The 22,470-nt window shown below is 70.0% G+C and carries 18 protein-coding genes and 1 pseudogene; 11 read left to right on the plus strand and 8 right to left on the minus strand.

The genetic code is table 11. The annotated features are described in order from the left end of the window. The first annotated feature begins 93 nt into the window (after positions 1 to 93). From REH65_RS08525 to REH65_RS08545, 5 genes and pseudogenes are all read left to right on the plus strand, one after another. Positions 94 to 1,875, plus strand: a complete 1,782-nt coding sequence (locus REH65_RS08525; RefSeq protein ID WP_406692014.1) for an ABC transporter ATP-binding protein — start codon at positions 94 to 96, stop codon at positions 1,873 to 1,875. Next, a pseudogene (locus REH65_RS08530) lies at positions 1,859 to 2,808 on the plus strand (ABC transporter ATP-binding protein); the annotation flags it as partial. The gene REH65_RS08525 and the pseudogene REH65_RS08530, both read left to right, overlap by 17 nt. Before the next feature lie 102 nt (positions 2,809 to 2,910). Next, positions 2,911 to 3,714 carry an ABC transporter ATP-binding protein gene (locus tag REH65_RS08535; protein ID WP_406693125.1) on the plus strand — a complete coding sequence of 268 codons (804 nt, stop codon included), beginning with the start codon at positions 2,911 to 2,913 and terminating at the stop codon, positions 3,712 to 3,714. Between the two features lie 102 nt (positions 3,715 to 3,816). Then, positions 3,817 to 4,623, plus strand: a complete 807-nt coding sequence (locus tag REH65_RS08540) for a thioesterase II family protein (RefSeq protein WP_406692015.1) — start codon at positions 3,817 to 3,819, stop codon at positions 4,621 to 4,623. Beyond that, complete coding sequence (locus REH65_RS08545; protein ID WP_406692016.1) at positions 4,616 to 5,023, plus strand: DoxX family protein; 408 nt, start codon at positions 4,616 to 4,618, stop codon at positions 5,021 to 5,023. Before REH65_RS08540 ends, REH65_RS08545 begins: the two co-directional genes overlap by 8 nt. Positions 5,024 to 5,035: 12 nt before the next feature. On the opposite strand, the gene REH65_RS08550 is transcribed toward REH65_RS08545, so the two are convergent. The 4 genes from REH65_RS08550 to tatA all read right to left on the minus strand — a co-directional run bounded on the left by REH65_RS08550 (position 5,036) and on the right by tatA (position 12,836). Continuing rightward, on the minus strand, positions 5,036 to 7,831 hold the full coding sequence (locus REH65_RS08550) for an AAA family ATPase (protein WP_406692017.1): 2,796 nt from the start codon (positions 7,829 to 7,831) through the stop codon (positions 5,036 to 5,038). Next, positions 7,828 to 10,716, minus strand: coding sequence for an ATP-binding protein (locus REH65_RS08555; RefSeq protein ID WP_406692018.1), 2,889 nt, complete (start codon positions 10,714 to 10,716; stop codon positions 7,828 to 7,830). Before REH65_RS08555 ends, REH65_RS08550 begins: the two co-directional genes overlap by 4 nt. 259 nt (positions 10,717 to 10,975) lie before the next feature. Continuing rightward, on the minus strand, positions 10,976 to 11,671 hold the full coding sequence (locus tag REH65_RS08560) for a LuxR C-terminal-related transcriptional regulator (RefSeq protein WP_406692019.1): 696 nt from the start codon (positions 11,669 to 11,671) through the stop codon (positions 10,976 to 10,978). 958 nt (positions 11,672 to 12,629) lie between these two features. Further along, a complete protein-coding gene (gene tatA / locus REH65_RS08565) occupies positions 12,630 to 12,836 on the minus strand; it encodes a Sec-independent protein translocase subunit TatA (protein ID WP_406692020.1) in 207 nt (68 codons plus the stop codon). Positions 12,837 to 13,106: 270 nt separating this feature from the next. Here tatA and REH65_RS08570 point away from each other — a divergent pair, with 270 nt between their 5' ends. Continuing rightward, complete coding sequence (locus tag REH65_RS08570; protein ID WP_406692021.1) at positions 13,107 to 14,510, plus strand: MFS transporter; 1,404 nt, start codon at positions 13,107 to 13,109, stop codon at positions 14,508 to 14,510. Between the two features lie 118 nt (positions 14,511 to 14,628). Here the strand turns inward: REH65_RS08570 and REH65_RS08575 are convergent, their stop codons facing one another. From REH65_RS08575 to REH65_RS08585, 3 genes are all read right to left on the minus strand, one after another. After that, positions 14,629 to 15,957 carry a DUF222 domain-containing protein gene (locus REH65_RS08575; protein ID WP_406692022.1) on the minus strand — a complete coding sequence of 443 codons (1,329 nt, stop codon included), beginning with the start codon at positions 15,955 to 15,957 and terminating at the stop codon, positions 14,629 to 14,631. A 78-nt stretch (positions 15,958 to 16,035) separates the two neighbouring features. Beyond that, entirely contained in the window at positions 16,036 to 16,488 is a 453-nt protein-coding gene (locus REH65_RS08580; RefSeq protein ID WP_406692023.1) for a hypothetical protein, read from the minus strand. A 339-nt stretch (positions 16,489 to 16,827) separates the two neighbouring features. Further along, entirely contained in the window at positions 16,828 to 17,241 is a 414-nt protein-coding gene (locus REH65_RS08585; RefSeq protein WP_281457656.1) for a hypothetical protein, read from the minus strand. Positions 17,242 to 17,581: 340 nt separating this feature from the next. Here REH65_RS08585 and REH65_RS08590 point away from each other — a divergent pair, with 340 nt between their 5' ends. Next, the gene (locus REH65_RS08590) at positions 17,582 to 18,622 is read left to right on the plus strand and encodes an NAD(P)-dependent alcohol dehydrogenase (protein ID WP_406692024.1); all 1,041 of its coding nucleotides are present in this window, start codon (positions 17,582 to 17,584) and stop codon (positions 18,620 to 18,622) included. 105 nt (positions 18,623 to 18,727) lie between these two features. Here the strand turns inward: REH65_RS08590 and REH65_RS08595 are convergent, their stop codons facing one another. After that, positions 18,728 to 19,048 carry a nucleotide pyrophosphohydrolase gene (locus REH65_RS08595; RefSeq protein WP_406692025.1) on the minus strand — a complete coding sequence of 107 codons (321 nt, stop codon included), beginning with the start codon at positions 19,046 to 19,048 and terminating at the stop codon, positions 18,728 to 18,730. A gap of 261 nt (positions 19,049 to 19,309) precedes the next feature. On the opposite strand from REH65_RS08595, the gene REH65_RS08600 reads away from it, so the two are divergent. The 4 genes from REH65_RS08600 (at position 19,310) to REH65_RS08615 (ending at position 22,305) form a co-directional block, all read left to right on the plus strand. Continuing rightward, positions 19,310 to 20,233, plus strand: coding sequence for an SMP-30/gluconolactonase/LRE family protein (locus tag REH65_RS08600; RefSeq protein ID WP_406692026.1), 924 nt, complete (start codon positions 19,310 to 19,312; stop codon positions 20,231 to 20,233). Next, complete coding sequence (locus REH65_RS08605; protein WP_406692027.1) at positions 20,230 to 20,988, plus strand: enoyl-CoA hydratase/isomerase family protein; 759 nt, start codon at positions 20,230 to 20,232, stop codon at positions 20,986 to 20,988. Before REH65_RS08600 ends, REH65_RS08605 begins: the two co-directional genes overlap by 4 nt. A 328-nt stretch (positions 20,989 to 21,316) precedes the next feature. After that, positions 21,317 to 21,730, plus strand: coding sequence for a ribonuclease domain-containing protein (locus REH65_RS08610; RefSeq protein WP_406692028.1), 414 nt, complete (start codon positions 21,317 to 21,319; stop codon positions 21,728 to 21,730). Positions 21,731 to 21,897: 167 nt separating this feature from the next. After that, positions 21,898 to 22,305, plus strand: a complete 408-nt coding sequence (locus REH65_RS08615) for a hypothetical protein (protein ID WP_406692029.1) — start codon at positions 21,898 to 21,900, stop codon at positions 22,303 to 22,305. Positions 22,306 to 22,470: the final 165 nt, after the last annotated feature.

Genomic DNA, 22,470 nt, shown 5'->3' on the forward strand with positions numbered 1-22,470 from the left:
ATCGGCGCGAGCGCCGCGAAATCTAGGGATTCCCCGGCACCGGGGTGAGGTCTCCTGGCGCGAGGCCCGCTGACCGCCATCGGAGAGTGCCGATTGCTGATCTCCTTCTTGAAGACCCATCTCCGGCCGTACCGGCGCGCTCTGCTGGTCCTGCTGGTGCTGCAGGTCGTTCAGACGATGGCCACGCTGCTGCAGCCGACGTTCTACTCGCTGGTCGTCGACCGCGGCGTGGTGCGCGGCGACATCGACGCCATCCGCACGCTCGGCACCGCGATGATCGGGGTGGCGCTGCTGCAGATCCTCGCCGCGATCGGGGCGGCGGCGCTGGGCGCGCGGGTGGCGGCCGCGCTCGGCCGCGACCTGCGCTCGCGGGTGTTCCGCCGGGTCATGGGCGTCTCGGCCCGCGAGGTCGCCCGGTTCGGCGCCCCGTCGCTGATCACCCGCACCACCAACGACGTCCAGCAGGTCCAGGCGCTGGTGGTCACCCTGCTCGACATCGCCGTCGCCGCGACCATCACCTGCGTCGGCGGCGTGGTGATGGCGCTGGTGCAGGACGTGTCGCTGTCGCTGATCATCGTCGCGCTCGTGGTGGTCCTGGTGGTCGGGCTGACGGTGATCCTGGTGCGCATCAGCCCCACCTACGGGCGGATGCAGCGGGGCGTGGAGAGCATCAACCGGTTGCTGCGCGAGCAGATCTCCGGCATCCGCATCATCCGCGCCTTCGTCCGCGACGACCACGAGCGCGCCCGGTTCGGCGAGGCCAACACCGAGCTGTTCGGCGTCGGGATGAAGGTCGGGCGCATGATGGCCACGATCCCGGTGGTGGTCATGATGCTGATGAACACCGCGACGCTGCCGATCATCTGGTTCGCCACCCAGCGCATCGACGCGGGCCAGGCCCAGCTGGGGTCGATCTCGGCGCTGCTGGGCTACGTGACGCTGATCATCACCGCGATCATCATGGCCACCGTCGTGTTCGCCGACCTGCCGCGCGCCGCGGTGTCGGTGCGCCGCGTCCAGGAGGTCCTCGACACCGGGACTAGCGTGCCAGTGCCCGTGCACCCGGTCCGCGGTTCCCGGCTGCACGGGCAGCTGCGGATCCGGGCCGCCGGGTTCCGGTACCCCGGCGCGTCGGCACCCGTGCTCCACGACGTCGAGCTCGTCGCCGAACCCGGCCAGACCGTGGCGATCGTCGGCAGCACCGGCAGCGGCAAGACGACGCTGCTCAACCTCGCGCTGCGGCTCTACGACACCACCAGCGGCAGCGTCCACGTCAACGGCATCGACGTGCGCGAGTACGACCCGGAAGCGCTGCACTCGGTGATCGGCATCGTGCCGCAGGAACCGCAGATGTTCAGCGGCACCATCGCCTCGAACCTCTGCTACGGCAGACCCATCGCCCGCGACCGCGAGCTGTGGCACGCCCTCGAGATCGCCCAGGCGCGGGACTTCGTGGAGCGGCTGCCCGGCATGCTCAGCGCACGCGTCACCCAAGGCGGCTCGAACCTCTCCGGCGGACAGCGACAACGCCTCGCGATCGCCCGAGCCCTGGTGCTGCGCCCCGAGATCTACCTGCTCGACGACAGCTTCTCCGCACTGGACCGCACCACCGAGGCGCGGCTGCGCGAAGCGCTGGGGCGCGGCGTCCCGAACGCGACCATGATCGTCGTCGCGCAGCGGATCAGCGCCGTGCAGAACGCCGACCGCATCGTCGTCCTCGACCAGGGCCGCGTGGTGGGCACCGGCACGCACGCCGAACTGCTGCACCGCAACCGGACCTACCAGGAGATCGCGCACTCCCAGGCGCTCCCGCAGGAGGTCCCGCCCCGCGACGGCCGAGTCATCCGAGGAGTCCTGCATGGTCAGCGCGGCTAGCGGGCCGTCGTCGAACGTGGCGCGGCTGCTCGGCCTGCTGCGGCCGCACCGGTTCCGCCTGGTGCTGGTGGCGGTGCTGGGCACCGCGGCGACGGCGTTCAACCTCGCCGGGCCGAAGCTCGTCGGCAACGCCACCGACATGGCCTTCGCGGGCGTGGTCAGCCGGGGGCTCCCGCTGGGAGCGTCCAAGGAGGACGTGATCGCCGGGATGCGCGCCCGCGGTGAGGACACGCTGGCGAACGTCCTCAGCACCGCCGACATCGTCCCCGGCCACGGCGTGGACTTCCAAGCGCTGTTCCAGCTGCTGCTGGTCATCCTCGCGCTCTACGTGGCCAGCGGGCTGTGCATGCTCGGGCAGGGGCGTCTCGTCGCGTTCATCGCGCAGCGCACCATGTTCGCGCTGCGGGACCGGGTGAGCGCGAAGCTGACCCGGCTGCCGCTGGGCTACTTCGACCGCCACTCGCGGGGCGAGGTCCTCAGCCGGGTCACCAACGACGTCGACAACCTCCAGCGCACGCTGCAGCAGACTCTCGGGCACATGGTCAACTCGGTGTTCGCGGTGGTCGGCGTGATGACGGTGATGGTGTGGCTCTCGCCGATGCTCGCGGGCCTGGTGCTGGTGAGCGTGCTCGTCGCCGCCGCCGTGGCGCTGCGGATCAGCAGGCGGGCGCGACCGCGCTTCGCCGAGCGGTGGCAGCGCACCGGCACCTCAACGGCTACGTCGAGGAGATCTACACCGGGCACTCGACCGTGCTGGCCTTCGGCCGCCGCGAGTTCGTCGAGCGCGTCTTCGACGTGCACAACGACGGCCTCTCCGACGCATCGTCGAAAGCGCAGACGCTGTCCGGGATGATCGGGCCGGTCACCCGGTTCGTCACCGACCTCAACTACGTGATGGTCGCCGTGGTCGGGGCCCTGCAGGTGGCCGGCGGCTCGATGTCGATCGGCAGCGTGCAGTCGTTCATGCAGTACTCCAGCATGTTCACCCAGCCCATCATCGACATGGCGAACTTCTCCGCCCAGCTCCAGTCCGGCATGGCCTCCGCCCGGCGGATCTTCGAGGTCCTCGACGAACCCGAGCAGCGGCCCGCGCCACCCCGACCGGTGCGGCCGGGCCGGGTGCGCGGGCGGGTGGAGTTCCAGCGGGTCGACTTCCGCTACGAGGCGCACGCGCCGCTGATCGAGGACCTGACGCTGACCGCCGTGCCGGGGCAGCTCATCGCGATCGTCGGCCCGACCGGGGCGGGCAAGTCGACCCTGGGCAACCTCCTGCTGCGGTTCTACGAGGTCGACGAGGGCAAGATCCTGCTCGACGACGTCGACGTCGCCACCATGACCCGCGAGGACCTGCGGTCCCAGATCGGCCTGGTCTCGCAGGACTCCTGGCTGTTCTCCGGCACCATCGCCGACAACATCGCCTACGGACGGCCCGGCGCGACCCGCCAGGAGGTCGTCGACGCGGCCCGGGCGATGTGCGTCGACCGCTTCGTGCGCTCGCTGCCCGACGGCTACGACACCGTCCTCGACGACGAGTCGTCGGCCGTCAGCGCGGGTGAGCGCCAGCTCATCACGCTGGCCCGGGCGTTCCTCGCCGGTCCGTCGATCCTGCTGCTCGACGAGGCCACCAGCTCCGTTGACTCCCGCACCGAGGTCCTCATCCAGCAGGCGATGGCCTCGCTGCGCGCCGGGCGCACCAGCTTCGTCATCGCCCACCGGCTGTCGACCATCCGCCACGCCGACCTGATCCTGGTCATGGACTCCGGCCGGGTCGTCGAGCGCGGCACCCACCACGAGCTCCTCGAGGCCGGTGGCCACTACGCCCGGCTGTACACGGCCTGAGCCCGGTGTCCTGATCTCCCTGGGAAACTAGGGATTCGCGAGTACCGGGTCGGGTTGGATGGCGGGTGGACGAGGCCACGACCGGAAGGATCGGCGACCGAGTTGAACCAGGCGAATCAGTCGAACCAGGCGAACACCATCGAGGACGACGTCACCACCGCGTGGATCCGGCGGTACCGGCCGTCGGCGGCGAGCACGGCGCGGCTCGTGTGCTTCCCGCACGCGGGCGGATCGGCGAGCTTCTTCCACCCGCTGGCACCGCGCTTCGCCCCCGACACCGACGTGGTGTCGCTGCAGTACCCGGGGCGCCAGGACCGGCGGAAGGAGCCGTTCGTCGAGGACATCGAGTCCCTCGCCGACCTCCTGGCCGACGAGATCGCCGCGCTCAGCGACAAGCCCACCGTCTTCTTCGGGCACAGCATGGGCGCGGCGCTGGCCTTCGAGACCGCGCACCGGCTGGAACAGCGCGGCACCCGCGCACCGCGCTCCGTGATCGCCTCCGGCCGCCGGGGTCCGGCGACGGTGCGCGACGAGGAGGTGCACAAGCGCGACGACGAGGGCGTCATCGCCGAGCTGAAGAAGCTCAACGGGACCGACATGGCGATCTTCGGCGACGAGGAGCTGCTGCGGATGGCGCTGCCGGCGATCCGCAACGACTACCGCGCCATCGAGTCCTACCGCTGCGAGGAGAGCAAGGCGCTGCGCGCGCCGATCGTCGTGCTCACCGGCGACCAGGACCCGAAGACCACCCGCGCCGAGGCCGAGGCCTGGGAGAAGCACACCGAAGGCGCGTTCCGGCTCCGCGAGTTCACCGGCGGGCACTTCTTCCTCACCGAGCACCAGGCCGAGGTCAACCGCGAGATCGAGACCGAGCTCGCCGCGGCGCGGAGGGCTGGCGAACATGGCTGAGACCCGAACCGAGAATCCCGGAAACCGGGGCAGCATCGGCACTGCCGGCACCATCGTGCTGTGGGTGCTGCAGGCGCTGCTCGCGGTGGTGTTCGTGATGGCCGCGGTGCCGAAGTTCCTCGGCGACCCGACGATGGTGGCCACATTCGAGGCCGTCGGCGTCGGCCAGTGGCTGCGCTACGTCACCGGGGTCGTGGAGATCGCCGGTGCGATCGGGCTGCTCGTGCCGCGGTTCACCGGCCCGGCCGCGCTGGGTCTGGTCGGCGTCATGATCGGGGCGACGGTGACGAACCTGCTGACCGCGCCGCCGATCGCGGTGGTGACGGTCGTGCTGGGCGCGCTGCTCGCCCTGGTCGCCTGGCGCCGCTGGTCCAGCGTCCGCGCGCTGCTCGGGCGCTGAGACCGGCGGGAGTCACCCGACCGACCCCGCCGGGAGCACGTCCGCCAGTTCCGCGCGGCCCGCGACGCCCAGCTTCCGGTAGATCTTGGTCAGGTGCTTCTCCACCGTGCGCGAGGTGATGCGGGCCTCGCGGGCGATCTCGTCGTTGGTGCGGCCGGTGCGCGCCAGCATCGCCACCTGGTGCTCCGACGGCGTCAGCAGCGGAGCCCTGGCCGGCATCGCAGCGGCCTGCCCGCCCAGTTCGGCGTTGGTGCGGTCGATCATCCGCTGCACCCCGCACTCGATGGCGAGGCTGCGCGCCTCCTCGAAGTGCTTCTCGGCGCCCGAGCGGCCGGTGGCGCGCAGCCGCCGCCCGTACAGCAGGTGCGCGCGGGCGAGCTCCACGCGGTTGGCGGACCGGCCGAGCACCGAGATCGCCTCCCGCAGCAGCCGGAGCTCCTTGCCGCCGTCGCTGAGCACGGCGTGGGTGCGCAGCGCCCGCCCAATGGCGACCGGGGCGCCCCACTGCTGCGCCAGCTCGTACTCCTGCTCCACGAGCTCGTTCGCCTCGTCGACGTTGCCGAGCCGGTGGTGCATCATCGCGGCCATCCCGCGCCACGGGCACAGCGCCGGATTGCGCATGCCCCAGTGGTCGAGCTGCTGCCCCAGGTCCAGGATGCTCTGCAGCTCCGGACCGACCTCGCCGCGCTCGGTGGCCACCGAGCCCTTGAGCAGCCGCAGCGCCGCGGTGACGCACACGTTGTTCTTCGACGCCGCACCGCCTTCCAGCACGCGACCCGCCAGGTCGTGGTCGGCGGTCTCCAGCGCCAGGAACGCCACGGTGAGCAGGGTTGCGGAATTGCCGTGCTCCCAGCCCAACCCGCCGAGCTCGATGGCCTCCCGGGTCACCGACAGCGCCTGGTCGAGCCGACCGGTGGACATCAGCACCAAGCCCCTCTCGGTGCACAGCAGCGTGCGTGCGACGAGGTCGCCGTTGCGCTGCTGCCGCTCGCGAGCCCGGTCCAGCCACGCCGAGAGCTTGCCCGGGGCGTCGGCGGCGACGAGCGCGTTCGCCAGCAGCGGCAGTCCGGTGTGGACGTGGGTGGTGTGGGCCGGTTCGCGCTCCAGGACGCGGTTGGCCAGCCGGGCCACCTCGGACGCACCGATCTCGGAGGCGACGGTGGCCGCGTAGAGCAGCACCGCCAGGAGTTCGCGCTGCGCCGCGCTGTCCAGCGGCGGGTTCGCGCCGAGCGAGCGCAACCGGCGCACGTTGTCGGCCAGGCCCAGCGGGTCCTCGATCATGAGGTAGCGCCGACGCGCCTCCATGCGCAGCACCCGGTCCAACGACGACAGGTCCTGCTCCTCCCCGAAGTCCTGGACGACCTCGCGGATCATCTCGGTGATCGGCGCGGGCGAGGTGGCCAGCATCATCGGCGACAGGCGCGAGAGCGCTGCGGCGCGCTCGTGGCTGGAGTCGAGCATCGACACCGACTGCGACACGTGCCGCACCGATGCCGACGGGTCGAAAGCCCGCTCCGCGGTGGCAAGTTCGACGAGCAGGCCGGCGCGCTGCTCCCCGTCGGGCGCGCTGTCGAGCAGCGCCCGGCGCAGGTAGGCCGCCGCGGTCTCCGGTGCGCCGCAGTCCAGTTCGTCTTCAGCAGCGTCGCGCAGCACCCGCAGCGCCCATTCGTCGACCGGTCCGGCGACCTCGACGAGGTAGCGGGCCACTTCGCGCGGCGAGTGCCCCTGGTGGTGCAACCACCTCGCGGCGCGCAGGTGGACTTCTTCGCGCCCCTCGCCCGCCGCGAGCTCCTCGACGGCCGCGCGCACGACCTGCCTCGCGGTCCCGAGGCACGACTCGGAGTTGAGCAGGCCCAGCTGGCGCACCACCCGCACGGCGTCGACGTGCTGGCACTCCGAGAGACCGGCGACGCGGCCCACGAGCTCGGTGTCGGCGCTCTCGCCGAGCACCGCCGCGGTCTGGAGCAGCCGGTGCACCGCCGGGGGCTGCTCGCGCAGGCACGACACGAGCCGCTCCCGCAGACCGGCGGGACGCGGCGCGGCCTCGATCGCGGGCAGACCGGCGGTCCTGGCCTCCGAGAGCATCGACATGAGGAACAGCGGGTTGCCGGCCGAGCCGTCCCGGCACGCGGTCACCAGGTCCTCGCCGACGCGCTCCCCGAGCTCGCCGCGCACCAGCGCGCGCACCGCGGCCGCCGACAGCAGCCCGGGTCTCAGGACCTGGGTGGCGGCGTCGCTGATCCGCCGGACCTGCGGTAGCTCGGCCCCGGGATCACCGTCGAGCACGGTCACCGCGAGCGTGACCGGCATGCTCGCGACCCGTCCGCTGAGCTCGTCCAGGCAGGTCAGCGAGGCGCTGTCGGCGGCGTGCAGGTCGTCGACCAGGATCAGCAGCGGGCTATCGGCGCTCAACCCCGCGATGTGCGACGGCACCGCTGCCGGTACCGGATCAACAGCAGCCGGGTCCAGCAGCTGGCGCACCACGCCTAGCTCGAAGTCCCTCTCCTGCGGCGCGCACGAGGCCCGCAGCACGCGCAGCCCGCTGCGACGGGCCCGGGGCGCGCAGGCGCTGAGCAGCTCCGACTTCCCGATGCCCAGCGGGCCGCTGATGACCAGCAACGATCCGCTTCCCGCCCGGGTGGCGGCCAGCGCCGCGTCGACGGTGTCGAGCTCGTGCTGGCGCTCCCACAGCGCCCACGGCTCCCCCGCTGCGCTCGCGGTCGCCCCTGCGCTCGACGCCGACCGGTCCAGGTCCGGTGCCGCACCGCGCGTTCCGGTCATCTGCATCGCCCCCTCGATCGTCGTCATGGTCTTCCGGCGAGCGGTTCCGCTTCGACCTCGTCGTCGCGGTGCCGGCGTCGGGTCCGCGCGCCGCCGAGCGCCGCGGCCAAGTCCGCGCGCTTGGACACCCGCAGCTTGCGGTAGGCGTTGGTGAGGTGGGTTTCCACCGTGCGCAGCGTGACGAACAGCGCCTCGGCAATCGCCCGGTTGCTGGCACCGGCGGCCGCCATCGTCGCCACCCGGCGTTCGCTGCCGGTGAGCAGGTCAACCGGCGAGCGCAGCGGCTGCCCGACCCGGCCGCCCGCGGTCACCACCAGCGTGCGGGCGTGGTCGGCGATGGGCTTGGCCCCGCACAGGGTGGCCAGGTCGATGCAGCGCCGCAGGTGCTTGCGGGCGCCCCGCTCGTCCTCGGTGCGCAGCAGCACCTCGCCGAGCCGGAAGTGGGCGCGGGCCTCGTCCAGCCAGGCCGGCGAGCCGGAGAGCACCTCCACGGCCTCGGTCAGCGAGTTCACCGCGCGCACCGGATCCTCGACGACCACACCGCAGGTCATCAGGTGCCGACCGAGCGCCCGCGCGGTGCCCCAGCGCTGGGCCGCCTCCTCGTCCTGATCGAGCAGGTCCGCGGCTTCCGAGCGACGTCCGAGACCGGCCAGCAGGATGGCCGCATCGGTGCGCCACGGCACGAACACCGGGTTGGTGATGCCCGCACCGGTCATGCTCCGGCCGCAGCCCAGCAGCACTTCCGCGGCCGCCGTGAACTCCCCCCGAATCCAGTGCACGCGCGCCCGGGCGTGCAGGAAGTAGTGCCATTCGAGGGTGGCCTCGTCGAACCAGTCCCGCTCGATGCGTCCGAGCACCTCGTCGGCCTGATCGACGTCGCCGAGCTCCACCAGCGCGCTGGCCCAGGCCGTGTACTGCGCGGCGGTCGAGTCGGCGCACACGGTCTGCGCGCAGATGTCGGCCGCGGTTCGCGCCTCCTCCGCCGCACCTCGCACGTCGCCGAAGTGCAGCAGCACCCGGGCGTAGCAGGACAGCGAGTAGGAGTAGTCCCAGCGCGCCCCCATGCTCTCGACCAGCTCCACCGCGCGCTGCGCCGCGGGCAGCAGGTCCTCGGTGGCGTCGGCCAGGTGCAGGGCGAACAGCGCGCACCGCTCGGTCCACGGGTCGGCGTCGCTGGCCTGGAAGTTCAGGGCGGTGCGCGCGTGCTGCACGACCTGCGCCGACGGTTCCCCGCGCAACGACTGCACGAACGCGGTCGCGGCGAGCATGCGGCGCTCGGCCGGGGTACCGCCGGAGAGCAGCGGGCGCTCGGCGATGCGGTCCTGCACGAGTCCGAAGGTCGACTTCTCACCGCTGCCGATGATCAGCAGCATCGATTCGACCGACAGGCACAGCTCGCGCAACGCGGCCGAGGCGTCGTGGCGGGCCTTGCGGGTCAGCATCGCCAGCACCTCGCCCAGTGCCCGGACCGCCTCGGGGTGGCGCTGGGCGGTCACGGCGGTCATCGCGAAGTTCAGCACGAACGACACGTAGACCGTGGGGTCGGTGACCTGGTCGAGCAGTTTCCGCAGAATCGGCAGCGCCGCGTACGGGTCGAGCTGCGCGAGCACCCGGCCGAGGTCGGCGCGCACCCGGATTCGCTGCGGCTCGGAGGTCTCGACGTCGAGCACCCGCCGCAGGTACCGCACGGCGATCTCAGGAGCGCCCTGCTGCTCGGTGAGCGCGGCGGCGTCGCGCAGCACGCCCGCCATCCACGGCTGGTTCAGCTCGGCCAGCTGCACCAGGTGCTCGGCGACCTCGATGGCGGGCCGACCGGTGTCGTTGAGGATGCGGGCGGCGCGCAGCCTGTCCTCTTCGGACACCGGGACGACGTCGAGCACCGCGGCCCGCATCCCGTCGTGGGCGAGGTCCACACCGGACTCGGCCACGACATCGCGCCTCCGCAGCACCTCGAGCGCCTCGGTGACCTGCCAGCGGGTCACCTCCGCCATCGCCGCGACGGTTTCCACGCCCGCCCCGTGCCCGAGCACGGCCACGGCCGCGGCGACCCGGGCGATGCGCCGGGGCAGCCCGGCCAACCGGCTCCGCACGGAGGCCGCCAGCACGCCCCGCCCGATCTGCTCGGCCGAGAGCTCACCCGTCTCGTCGGGCCGGACCCCGGCCTTGACCAGGGCGTCGATCAGCCGGTGCAGCAGCGCGGGGTTCCCACCGGAGGTGCGGGCGCAGGTGTCGACGAAATCGCTTTCCGGTGCGACGGGCAGCGTCGCCGTCACGACCTCGGCGACGTCGTCGCGACTCAGCGGGGCCGGTTCGATCACGGTGGTGGCCCGCTGGGCGACGAGATCGGACATGGTGGCCCGGGCGGGGCCGACGAGCTCGTCGCACCGGTAGCCGAGCACGACCAGCAGCGGCAGGTCGGCGGCGCGGCGCAGCAGGAAGTCCAGCCAGCGCAGCGACGCGGCGTCGCAGTGGTGGGCGTCGTCAACGATGAGCACCAGCGGACGGGTGGCCATCAGGTTCGCGGCCAGGGTGTGCAGGGCGGACAGCGTGGCGTAGTCGCTGGAGTTGCGGGCCACCGGCAGGTCGGGGAACAGCGCGGGTACCGCGGAGTCGGCGACGTCGTCGGCGCCGAGCTCCAGTGGTTCGAAGATCCGCCGCACCCCGTCGTAGCGCGGTGGACGGGGTGTGTCCGGGCAGCGCACCTGCAGGACGGCGCAGGCCCTCAGCTGCTCGCGCCGCCGGAATTCTCTCAGCAGACGGCTCTTGCCGACTCCGCTCGGCCCCCGGACGACGACGCAGCGCGCACGACTCGCCCGGGCGTCCGCGAACGCCTCCGCGAGCACGGCGCACTCACGAGAGCGACCAACCCAGGGCTGGATCGGCTCGGCGATGCGCTGTTGGTCACCCCGCAACCCAACTCACCCCGACTTACACGTTCCGACCAGGGATTTCCCAGCCGCGCTCGCGGGGTTCGTCCGCCGGTAGACCCTGCGCAGTCCACCACCGGCCCGCCTGGGAGCGCAACCATTGATCATTTTCGGAAACCAGCCGAATCCCTGGTTTCCCTGCGGTAGCGGAGATCGTGGTCCGCGGACCGGGCCGCCCGTCCACATCGGACCGTCGCAGCCGTTCCCGCCGCACTCCGCTACCGAGAAGTGACCGGGAACTCCCCTACTTCACGTAGTCGCGCGGAACCCGGGGAGGCCAGCTTCCGACGCTGAGCAACCCGAGGCTGTAGGCACGGGACACCAGCGCGGCTCGGTTGGGCGCTTTGAGCTTCTTGAGCATCGCACCCACGTGGTACTCAACACCCTGCCGGCTCAGGAACAGTCGGGAGGCCAGTCGCACGGTCGACTCCCCGGTGGCGATGCCTTCGAGGATGCGGGCGTTGAGCTCGGACAGGACCCTCTTGCGGTCGGCGACGACCACGTTGGCCTTGTTCAGCTTCTCCGGGGACAGCAGCACCACGAACTGGGTCAGCTCACCGGAGGCGGCACCGCGCACGGCGACCCCGGTGATGTCGCCGGTGAAGGCGGTCTGATCAGCGCCGACGCCCACGAAGTACTCGGAGAACCGCTGGCTGCGGCCGTCGAGCAGGCGCTCGAAGTTCCGGCTGATCGGCTCCCGCACGCCGGGGTGCAGCAGCTCGCAGAAGTTCCGTCCCACGACCGACTCGCGCGAGCGACCGAATTGATCGACAAAGGCGTCGTTGGCTTGGGTGATCCGCATCTGCAGATCCAAACTCGCCAAGTGGAGCCCTGATCGCTCGAGCAGCGACTGGAACACGTCCGCGTCGGCGATATCATTTCTCAATTCATCGCCACACGCGTTGTCGAAGAGGCGAGAATCGGCGGCAACAGGGGGCATTGACGGTGTACCTCTCTCGAATCCTGAGGAATCCCGACTGCCGGGAAGATCTGTTTGTCTCCGCACGGAGACACCTCCGATCGTATGAAGCGCGCTCTTATGAGGTCAACGCGGCGGAGAGTCCGCTCCCTAATGTTGTGGTTGCCGACACCAGCAGTTCGTGCGCCTCTCTCAGAAAAAAATTTGAACCGCCCACGACCTGCGACGATCGGAGTGGTGCGGCCCGAACGGGCTCCTCACGTTGAACCGTTCGGGTCAATCTCATCATGCTGAGAACAGCGCATCCATACACGCGTGATCCGCGCCACTGGCACCCGGGGAGAGTATTTAGTCACCGAGATCCCGCCGTTCTGAGCCGGACAAGACCGAACACTCAGAGCAATTGCTCAAATGAGCCGCGTAGCCATTCGCGCTCATCTGAGCGCGTGTAAATCCCAGACTTCACAGAATTCCCATTTTACCGAGCGACGAGCAGGGATCCTTATATTCGCGATTGCGCGCAGCGGCCAAACGGTTCATTCCATCGCGGTAACGAATTGAACCCGCTCGATCAATTCAGCCCGCAACCGCCCGTCGACCCGCCGCTGAAGCCCGGAGCCGGATCCGGGTGGTGCTCCGCGGCTCCACCACGAGCGCGCCGGGATGCGAGCCCGGTTCGTCCCGCTCGACGAGGCCTGCCGTCCGGACCGCCGCGACCGCGCCGACGAGAGGTGCGGCCGCTCGGGACGGCCTGACGTGATCGGCCGTCCGAACCCGCTCTTTCACCGCGAGGTGAACAATCGCGACGATCGCGCACCGGAGAATGGAAATCCCGCCGCACGCGACGAGGAATGCAATTGTGCCCAAACCCCCGCGGTCGCCCCGCACGCCCTCTTTCCGGCGATCATCGCGCGACCTTCACCACGCGGTCCCATCACTAGGACGCACGTGACCCCACCGGGTTCAGCGCATGGGGCGATCAGTTCGCATCGGACGCGGGCCGCGAGGTTCCGGACTCGCGCTGATTGGCCGCTTCCTCGTCTTCGCGCAGGCCCCGCGCCTCAGCCCTGAGCACCCGCGCGGACTGCCCGAGCGAGCGCGCGACCTGCGGCAACTTGCTCGAACCGAACAGCAGCGCGACCACGATCAGCACGATCAACCAGTGCCATGCGCTCAACGATCCCATGCCCGCGTCCTTCCGCTACTGCCATTACCGCCCACAACCGTTCACGCAGTCTACCGGCCGCCCGATCGCGATCTTTCGCGGTGCGAACTTCCGCTTTCCGCACACCAAATGAATGGTTTGCCCGCTTTGATTGCATGCTGACCTGTTTCGGTTTCGCCGGATTGGGCAGCCACGCTTTCTTCCACTACCGTCCTCCGCCATGCTCACGCTCCGCACGAAGGCATCTGCGCATTGCGAATCCGCGACCCTCCGCACGAGGAGGTGGTCGTGGTGACCGGCAAGAAGGAAGATCCCGGGTTCTCCCCCGGCGTCCGGTCCGTCGGCGGCATCACCGTCGTCGATCCCTCGCTGGTGCGACGCGCGGTCGCCGCCGCGGCGGTGGGGAACGTGACCGAGTGGTTCGACTTCGGCGTCTTCGCCTACATGGCGACCACGATCGGCAAGGTCTTCTACCCGTCGTCGAGCCCCACCGCCCAGCTGTTGGCGACGTTCGGCACCTTCGCCGCGGCGTTCCTGGTCCGCCCCATCGGCGGTATGTTCTTCGGTCCGCTCGGCGACCGCATCGGCCGCACGAAGGTGCTGGCCACCACGATGATCATGATGGCGGCCGGCACGTTCTGCATCGGCCTGATCCCCAGCCACGCCACCATCGGGCTGGCTGCCCCCGTCCTCCTGCTGCTGGCCCGGCTCGTCCAGGGCTTCTCCACCGGCGGCGAGTACGGCGGCGCGATGACGTTCATCGCCGAGTACGCCCCGGACCGCAGGCGCGGTTTCCTGGGAAGTTGGCTGGAGTTCGGCACGCTGACCGGCTACATCTTCGGCGCGGTGATCGTCGCGGTGCTCACGGCCACGATGTCGGACGACGCGCTGCTGTCGTGGGGTTGGCGCATCCCGTTCCTGATCGCGGGGCCGCTGGGCGTCGTCGGCATGTACCTGCGGCTGAAGCTGGAGGAGACCCCGGCCTTCGCTCAGCTCGTCGAGACCCACGAGAGGCGCGAGGCCGAGTCGGCCAAGACCGAGTTCCGGGAGATCTTCGTCCGCCACTGGCCGGCGATGCTGATCTGCGGCGCCTTGGTCCTGGTCTTCAACGTGACCAACTACATGCTCACCGCCTATATGCCGACCTACCTGTCGGACGAGCTGCCGCCCGGCATCAGCGACACGGAGTCGTCGGTGCTGCAGATCGTGGTCATGGCGGTGATGCTCGTGGTCATCACGTTCATCGGCAGCGCCAGCGACCGCTTCGGCCGCAAACCGGTCATCATGACCGGCTGCATCGCCCTGGTGGTCCTGTCGGTCCCGTCGGTCCTGCTCATCCAGCAGAACACGGTCCCGACGGTCTTCGCCGGTCTGATGATCATGGGGTTGATGCTGGTGGTCTTCAGCGCCACGATGCCCTCGACCCTGCCCGCCCTGTTCCCGACCAACATCCGCCAGGGCGGCCTGTCGGTCTCGTTCAACATCTCGGTGTCCCTGTTCGGCGGCACGGTGGCCACGGTGATGACGGCCCTGATCGCCGCGACCGGCGACCTGATGTGGCCGGGCTACTACCTGATCGGCGCCGGCGTCATCGGTGCGATCGGGGTCTGGTTCGCCCAGGAGTCCGCAGGACGGCCCCTCCCGGGTTCCCCCGCTTCGGCGGCCCCGGACGAGGAGATCTCCGCAGCCCGGTAGTGCGGGCGCGTCGGGTGCCGGAGCCGTTGTCCGGCACCCGACGTGGTTCCCCGGCAGATGGAGTTGTCAAACAGCAAGTGCCACGAGGGCGTGTTGGAATACCCGGCCGCGGGCCGGTTCAGCTGATGGGTTCGGGTTGTCGAGGTCCGGGGACGAGTTCCCGGACCAGCTGTTGGTGGACGCTCGGCCGAGCTGTTCCCCCGGGCCGTGGCGTCTGATCCGGATCGATGCGTCGGGGTGGCGTGAACAGCGTTCTCCCTTCGTCGACGGCGATGCTCCAGTGATCACTGTGGACGGTCCGGTGGTGGAACCCGCACAGCATCACCATGTTGTCGAGGCGCGTGACTCCGCCGTTGAACCACTCGACGATGTGGTGCGCCTGCGAGGTCCCCGGCGGGTGCTCGCATCCGGGGAACGCGCAGACCCCGTCCCTCCGGAACAGCGCGGCCCGCAGTTGAGGCGGTGCGGTCCGCTCCTCCCTCCCGTAATCGAGCGCGACACCGTCGCTTCCGAGCACCACGGGCAGGATCCCCGCATCGCACGCCAGGCGGCGCACCGCGTCAGCGCTGATCGGCTCCCCGTCGGCGAACATCCCGGGCACGACTCCCTCGGCGTCGGGGTCGAGACTGCGCACCAGGTCGTCGTAGCCGACGGTGACCTGGACCTGCACCCGCTGGCCGCCCACCCTAGGCATCCCCTCGGAGCCGACCGCGAGATCCACCAACGTCGCCAATCCGTCGGCGTGCCGCTGAGCAGGAGTGCGCGGGTCAGGAGTCCCGTCGTAGGCGGGACACGGTTTGGACAGAGGCCGCAGCGCGGCGATGAACTTCCGCCCGACCTCCTTGTCCAGCCGTGCTTTGACCACGACACTCCCGTCTTCGGTGGTGACGTAGTGCAGCTCTCGCGACTCGTGCTGCGCGGCCTCCTCCGACACCGCGGCCTTCCGGTCGTAACCGGTGTTGATCCCGTTGGCCAGCTGCCGCAGATCCCGGGGCCGACACCGCCGAGCCCGCTGCACCAGCACCGCCTCCACCCGAGGCGCCTCACCTGCGGCGTGATCGGGAAGCCGCTTCACGCACGAGGCGATGACCTGGGCGTGCTCCACGCTGATCGCCCCTTCGGCCAACGCGCGTCGCGCCTCGCTCGCCCCACTGCTGACGGCGACCTCGACACGACCACGCGCCTGCCCCGGATCAACCCCAAGCACGTCCTGCAACCACGCACCGGTGCTGCGCGCCCCGTGGGCACGCGCCACCTCGTACCGCTCGGCCTCGGCGATCAACTCGCTCTGCACCGAGTGCACGTACCGCGCGAGCGACTCCAATTCTCTTATGGCACCGGCCAATTCACCGGCACGCCTCGGTGACGCCACGGCTTCCGCAACAGCGGCCCGAGCCGTGGCAACGGCATCGGCAAAAACCTGCGTCATCGAACTCATGTTCCCCATTGTGCCCGCCGCCCCGCCGCGCACACCATCGCTAGATCAGGTGATCGAACGACCAAAAACCGGAGAAACAAGCACTTTTCAGATTCTTCTGGGAAACGGCAGGTTCCACCGGATGCCACCACCCGGTTTGTAGATCGAGAGCCAGGTGGCCGCCCCGATGGTGAGGACGTGGAACACGGCCATGCCGATGAGATTCACCTGCGCCCCGACGGACTGCGCTCCGGAGGCTTGGGCGGCTGCGATCCAGCCGGGCGCGAGACTGGCGGTGATCGCGATCGTCACCACTACCAAGACCAGCTTGATCAACGGCCAGTGATACGCCGCGACGCCCCACTTGGTGCCGACGGAGAGGATCAGCCCGGTCCCGAGCGTGAACAGCGAAGCGGGCCGAGCCAACCATCCGATGAGCAGTTCGTGGAACTCATAACCGGCCCGGACGACGCCGAGTTCGGGTTCAACCAGCACCGCAGCGGTCAGCGCGAACGTCACCGCGGCAATGCCGAACCACCCGACACCCGCGACGACGTGCACCAGCAACACCGCCCGCCGAGCCCGCGCGGAGAGTCGGCGACTCCGGGACTTCGGCTGGGCCTTCTTGGTCGTGATCATCGGCTCTCCAGGTGAGTCGGCAACCGAGCCGTGCCCGGCTGCTCGTCTGACACCGGAGATCGTGCGAGGCCAACCCCACGAAGTCGTCCTCACCAGCACGTCACCCCACGTACGCCAACCTGCGTACAACTCTCGACAGCCGTGCCCCACCCCACGCGGTGATCGACGAGAGAGGCTCTCCGCTACCGGAAATCGAACTCGTGGGGTGGGGAGAGTTTTCCGACTTCCCCACCCCACCCCGCGCATCCGCACCGATGTCGCTTACGCGACGCCCTTTCCGGTGAAGCAGTAGCGTCGCGCACCGTCCGCGCCGTCCTTCAGGCACGCCTCGATCGTGACGCTCTTGCCTTCGGGGATGTTCACGTTCTTGAACTCGCACCGGTCGGGAGGGTTGGCTCCGTCGGTGTCCTCGGCCTGCACGCGATGGTTGCCGCTGGAGTCGCTCCAACTCACCGAGCCCCAGGCACGCAGCCCGTCCTCCTGCATGTCGCAGACCTCGAGGACGTCACCGTCGTGGAAGAAGATCGCCTTCCCGCCGGGGTTGTCGTCGAGGGTGACGGCTCCACCGTCCTCTCCCATGGCCTGGACGGGGTCCGCTTGGGCCACCGTTGCAGCCGGCCCGAGCAGGACCAGCGCCCCCAGCAGTGGAATCGCGCGAACCAGGTTCTTCCGCATCTGCATCTCCTGTTCTCGTCGTGAACACGCGAGGACCGGGCAGGAACCGTTGATCCACGGCACTGCCCATCGCGGTGAAGAGAGTTCCGGCGGCCCTCAGATCTCGCTGAAGCGAATTCGCTCCGCGTCCCACCGGCAACTTCCAGGGCGACGCTACCAACGCAGGCACCCGCCCACCCGGCTTCGCACAAGGCTTCTTTGACCAAAGCCAATGCGCACACGGGGTGCCGCACAGGTGTTCAAGGAGTGCCCGTCTTGGCCACGGATCTCTGAAACCACGAAACCCGGTTCGCTCACTTACGATGCGGGACGTACCGGTGTCGCAGGTGAGGAGCGGGCGATGAAGGCGTTGCAGTACCGGGAGATCGGGTCCGCACCCGAGGTCGTCGCCGTCCCCGATCCGGAACCCGGCCCCGGGCAGGTGCTGCTGAAGGTCACCGCCGCCGGGGCGTGCCACTCCGACATCGCCGTGATGAGCTGGCCCGCCGAGGGCTTCCCGTACGCGCTGCCGATGACCTTGGGCCACGAGGGCGTCGGCACGGTGGCCGCGCTGGGCGCGGGCGTCAGCGGCCTGGCCGAGGGCGATGCGGTCGCGGTCTACGGACCGTGGGGCTGCGGCATCTGCCTCAACTGCGCCGCGGGCAAGGAGAACTACTGCCTGCGCGCCGCCGACCTGGGCATCAATCCGCCCGGACTCGGTTCCCCCGGCTCGATGGCGGAGTACATGGTCGTCGACGACCCGCGGCACCTCGCCCCGCTGAACGGCCTGGACCCGGTCGACGCGGTCCCGCTCACCGACGCCGGCCTGACGCCGTACCACGCGATCAAGCCGACGCTCCCCAAGCTCGTCCCGGGCGCGACCGCGGTGGTCATCGGCGTCGGCGGGCTCGGCCACATCGCCGTCCAGATCCTGCGCGCGCTGACCAGCGCCCGCGTCATCGCCCTGGACGTCAACGAGGACAAGCTCGCGCTCGCTCGCACCGTCGGCGCCCACGAGACCCTGCTGTCCGACGACCAGGCCGCCGCCAAGGTCCGCGACCTCACCGACGGCCGCGGAGCCCAAGCCGTCTTCGACTTCGTCGGCGCCCAGCCCACGGTGACCACCGCCGGCGCAGTGGCCTCGGTCGAAGCCGACATCACCATCGTCGGCATCGCCGGCGGCACCCTCCCCGTCGGCTTCGGCGCCCTCCCCTTCGAAGCCTCCGTCACCGCGCCCTACTGGGGAAGCCGAAGCGAGTTCCACGAGGTCCTGGAACTGGCCCGAGCCGGAGCCATCTCCGTGCACACCGAGACGTACTCCCTCGACGACGCACCCCGAGCCTACGAACGCCTCCACGACGGCACGGTCAACGGCCGAGCAGTCGTGCTACCGCACGGGTGACGCGACTCCCGCTACCTTCCGGTGAGGAAGGAACCGAGAAGGAAGGCGCCCGAACCGAATCGGAAGCGCATTTCGCGTGATCCGGGCAAGTTCAACGCCCAGTGCTCAGCTCTTCGGTGGGAAGCGGGTTTCGTTGCGTTCGATCTTCGCGTTGGCCGCTTCGATCAGGTCGATGCCGCACATGTCGGTCAGGCGCACCAGGTACAGCATCACGTCCGCGGCCTCGTCGGCGAGCCGTTCCTTCAGCGGTCCCTCGGCGAGCCCGGCCTTCGTCTCGTCGTCGCTGAGCCACTGCAGCTCGGCGACGAGCTCCCCGGCCTCCCCGCTCAGAGCCATCGCCAGGTTCTTCGGCGTGTGGTACTGCTCCCAGTCCCGAGCTGCCGCGAATTCCTGAAGCCGCTCGCCAAGCCTCGCAACACTGTCCATCAGCCCACCGTATCCAGCACTGCAGCACGACTCGCCGGACCCGTGCTCACACCGTCAGGCCGCTCGGTCGAGGGCTGGCGAAGTCGGGTTCGGCCGGCATATTCGCTCCCCTCGCAGCGCCGCCCTCCGCCGCTGGTCACGGCACCCGTGATCGCACCGTTGCGCCGAAAGGCTTCCTCCGCTTCTGCTTCGTTGACCGCGGTGGCCCTGCGGCATACGTTGATTAGCGATCGTTCGTCAAAGGTGACGAGGGGGCGTGAGATGGCCGTCGGGCCTGCGGTGGGGTCCCGGATGCGGTTGGTCGCTTCGGGATTGGAGTTCCCGGAGGGGCCCATCGCTCTGAGCGATGGTTCGGTGCTGCTGGTGGAGATCCGCGGGCAGCGGTTGTCGCGGGTGAGCCCGGACGGTCGGGTGTCGGTCGTCGCGGAGTTGGGCGGCGGGCCGAACGGGGCCGCGATCGGCCCTGATGGGGCCGTGTACGTGTGCAACAACGGTGGTTTCGAGTGGCACGACCGCGGGGGGATCACCGCGCCGGGGCATCAGCCGGCGGACTACATCGGCGGCCGGATCCAGCGGGTATCGGTGGACGGCGACGTCACCGACCTCTACACCGAGTGCGACGGTCGGCCGCTGCGCGGGCCGAACGACCTCGTCTTCGACGAGCGGGGCGGGTTCTGGTTCACCGACCTCGGCAAGTCCCGCGAGCGGGACAGCGACACCGGTGCCCTGTACTACGCGCAGCCGGACGGCTCCTCGATCACCGAGGTCGTGCACCCGCTGGTGCAGCCCAACGGCGTCGGCTTGTCACCGGACGGGTCTCGGCTGTACGTCGCGGAAACCGGGCCCGGGCGGGTGTGGTTCTGGGATCTGGCCGGGCCTGGTCGCGTCGACGGCCGCGCGCAGTTGCTGCACGGGTTCTCGGGGCTGCAGATGCTGGATTCGCTGGCGGTCGACGGGGACGGCAACGTGTGCGTGGCGACGCTGGTCACCGGGGCGGTGAGCGCGATCGCGCCGGACGGGACGCTGTTGCGGCAGGTCGCGGTGCCCGAGCCGGATCCGTTCGTCACCAACATCTGCTTCGCGGGCGCGGATTCGCGAACCGCGTTCGTCACATCCTCGGGCCGGGGTCTGCTCTACGCGGTGGAGTGGGATTCACCCGGCCTGGATCTGGAGTTCTCGGCGTGAGCGACGTCGACTACGTCGTCGACGGGCACGTCGGGGTCGTGACGCTGAACCGTCCCGACGTGCACAACGCGCTTCGCCGTCAGACCTACGACGAGCTCACCGAGCTGGTGCGCGGCACGTCGGAGCGGGTCCTGGTGATCACCGGGGCCGGTCGGTCGTTCTGCTCGGGAGATGACGTCCGCGAGCTGATGCACGGCGGCGACGCCCCTCCCCGGCCGGAACCGCGGCTCACCCCGGCCGCCGGTGCGCTCCTTCGCAGCGACGTCCCGGTGATCGCCGCCGTCAACGGGCCGGCGGTGGGTTGGGGCATGGAGCTGGCGCTCATGGCGGATCTGCGGATCGCCGGGACGCGGGCGCGGTTCGGGGAGCTGTTCGTCAAGCGCGGGTTGTGCAGCGACGTCGCGGGCATCGCCCGGCTGGCTCAGCTGGTCGGACGCGAACGCGCCGCCGAGCTGCTGCTCACCGGCGAGGTGATCGACGCCGAGCGGGCGGAGCGGATCGGGCTCATCGGGCGTGTCGTCGACGACGAGCAGCTGCTGCCGACCGCGGTGGAGCGGGCCCGGGTGATCGCGGCCAATCCCCCGCTGGCGGTGGCCGCGATCAAGCGCGGGCTGCGGCGAGCGCTGGACCCGGACTGGAACGACCTCGGGGCGTGGGTGAGCACGACGCTCGGCGAGCTGTTCGCGACCAATGACCACCGCGAGGGCGTGCGGTCGTTCCTGGAGAAGCGCGAACCCCACTACCGCGGCAGGTGAGCGATGTCCGAGCCCGCCGGGCGTATCGCCGCCACGTCCCCGTTCTCCACGCGGCGCATCAAGAGCCTCGTCCACGCCGGGGAACCGTCGGTGGCGGGCACGTGACCGACACGCGGGAGGCGTTTCCCGAGCGCTTCGCCGCCCGAGGACGGCGTCGCGTTCCCGCAGCGCAGGTCGCCGTCCGGTGAAATGGTGCGGACCACTGATGTTCACGTTGTGGTGATCTGCCTGTCCAGTTGTCGCAGATCCGCCCCGAGAAGCTGAGGCGCTTCTAGATTCCAGGGACCCCGACGACCTTTCGGGCGCCGACAACCTTTCGGGAGGACGTGTGAACCACAACCGCATGAACCCGGTGATCAAGCTGCTCGTCGCCGCATTCGCCGTGCTGGGGCTGCTCGGCGGCGGCAGCGCCGTCGTCGCGCCGAACGCCACGGCCGCGGTCGCGCAGGCCTGCGAGGTCAAGGGCTGCGACGAGGCCATCAGCTCGAACGCGACCTGGGCGTCGCTGAACTACCCGTCGGAGCGCGGCTGGGTGGACTGGCCGGACGGGCAGTGCAACTTCGCCGGTGGCACCTACAACAACTACGAAGGTGAACTCCCCGAGGGCCACAGCTACCTGGAGTTCGACGTGACCCCGCGCGAGTGCGGCGCCCAGCGCCAGGCCTACCGCCTGGTCGTGGACACCACCACCAACGAGGTCTACTTCTCCCCCGACCACTACGAGACCTTCCACCTGCTCTGACGGCAGGTCCCGTCGGTTTCAACCGGAACTGCCATCCGTCGCGCTTCACGGAGTTCCGGTTGGAACCGGCGCCGCGCACGGGTGCGACGACCAGCACTGCCTGGTCAGGTGTGGTGGACTGGTGGGAAGCCCCCGCGTCGTCGGACCGTTCGGAAGGCGGGTGTGTCATGTCGTCTGAGCGTCGCGCCGGAGGATTCCGCAAGCGGCCGTTGATGGTGTGGCGGGTGATCGGCGCCCTGTTCCTGCTCGCCATGGGCGAGATCCACCTCTTCCTCGTCTTCAGCGGGACCGGTGGCCTGCTCGGCGCGTTGTTCGTGGTCAACGCGGTCGGGTCGCTCGTGCTCGCCGTCGCGCTCGTCGTGGTCCGGCAACGGCTGGTGCGGGTGAGCGCGTTGAGCCTGCTGTTCATGCTGGGGACGTTGTTGGCGCTGGTGATCGCGTTGAGCCCCGTCTCGTTGTTCGGGCTCCGGTCGAGCCTCGACTACCAGCTCGCACCCACCTCGCTGGTCGTGGAGACCGCCGGGGTGATCGTCCTCGCCGTGACCACCGAGCTGGCTCGCCGGAAGGGCGTTTGAGCGAACGATGTTCGCTGGGCGACAGGTCGTGTCACCCGGCGAACACCCGCGAGCGGAGCGGAGATCACCGAGCACCCCATCCCGCGCGTTCCGGCGGGAGCACCGTCGTTGCTGGTCAGAGTCATCGTGTTGGCTGCTCGCCGGGAGGTTCACGCGAGGCGTTCC

Source organism: Saccharopolyspora sp. ID03-671 (assembly GCF_045278815.1).
GTDB classification, from domain to species: Bacteria; Actinomycetota; Actinomycetes; order Mycobacteriales; family Pseudonocardiaceae; genus Saccharopolyspora; species Saccharopolyspora ipomoeae.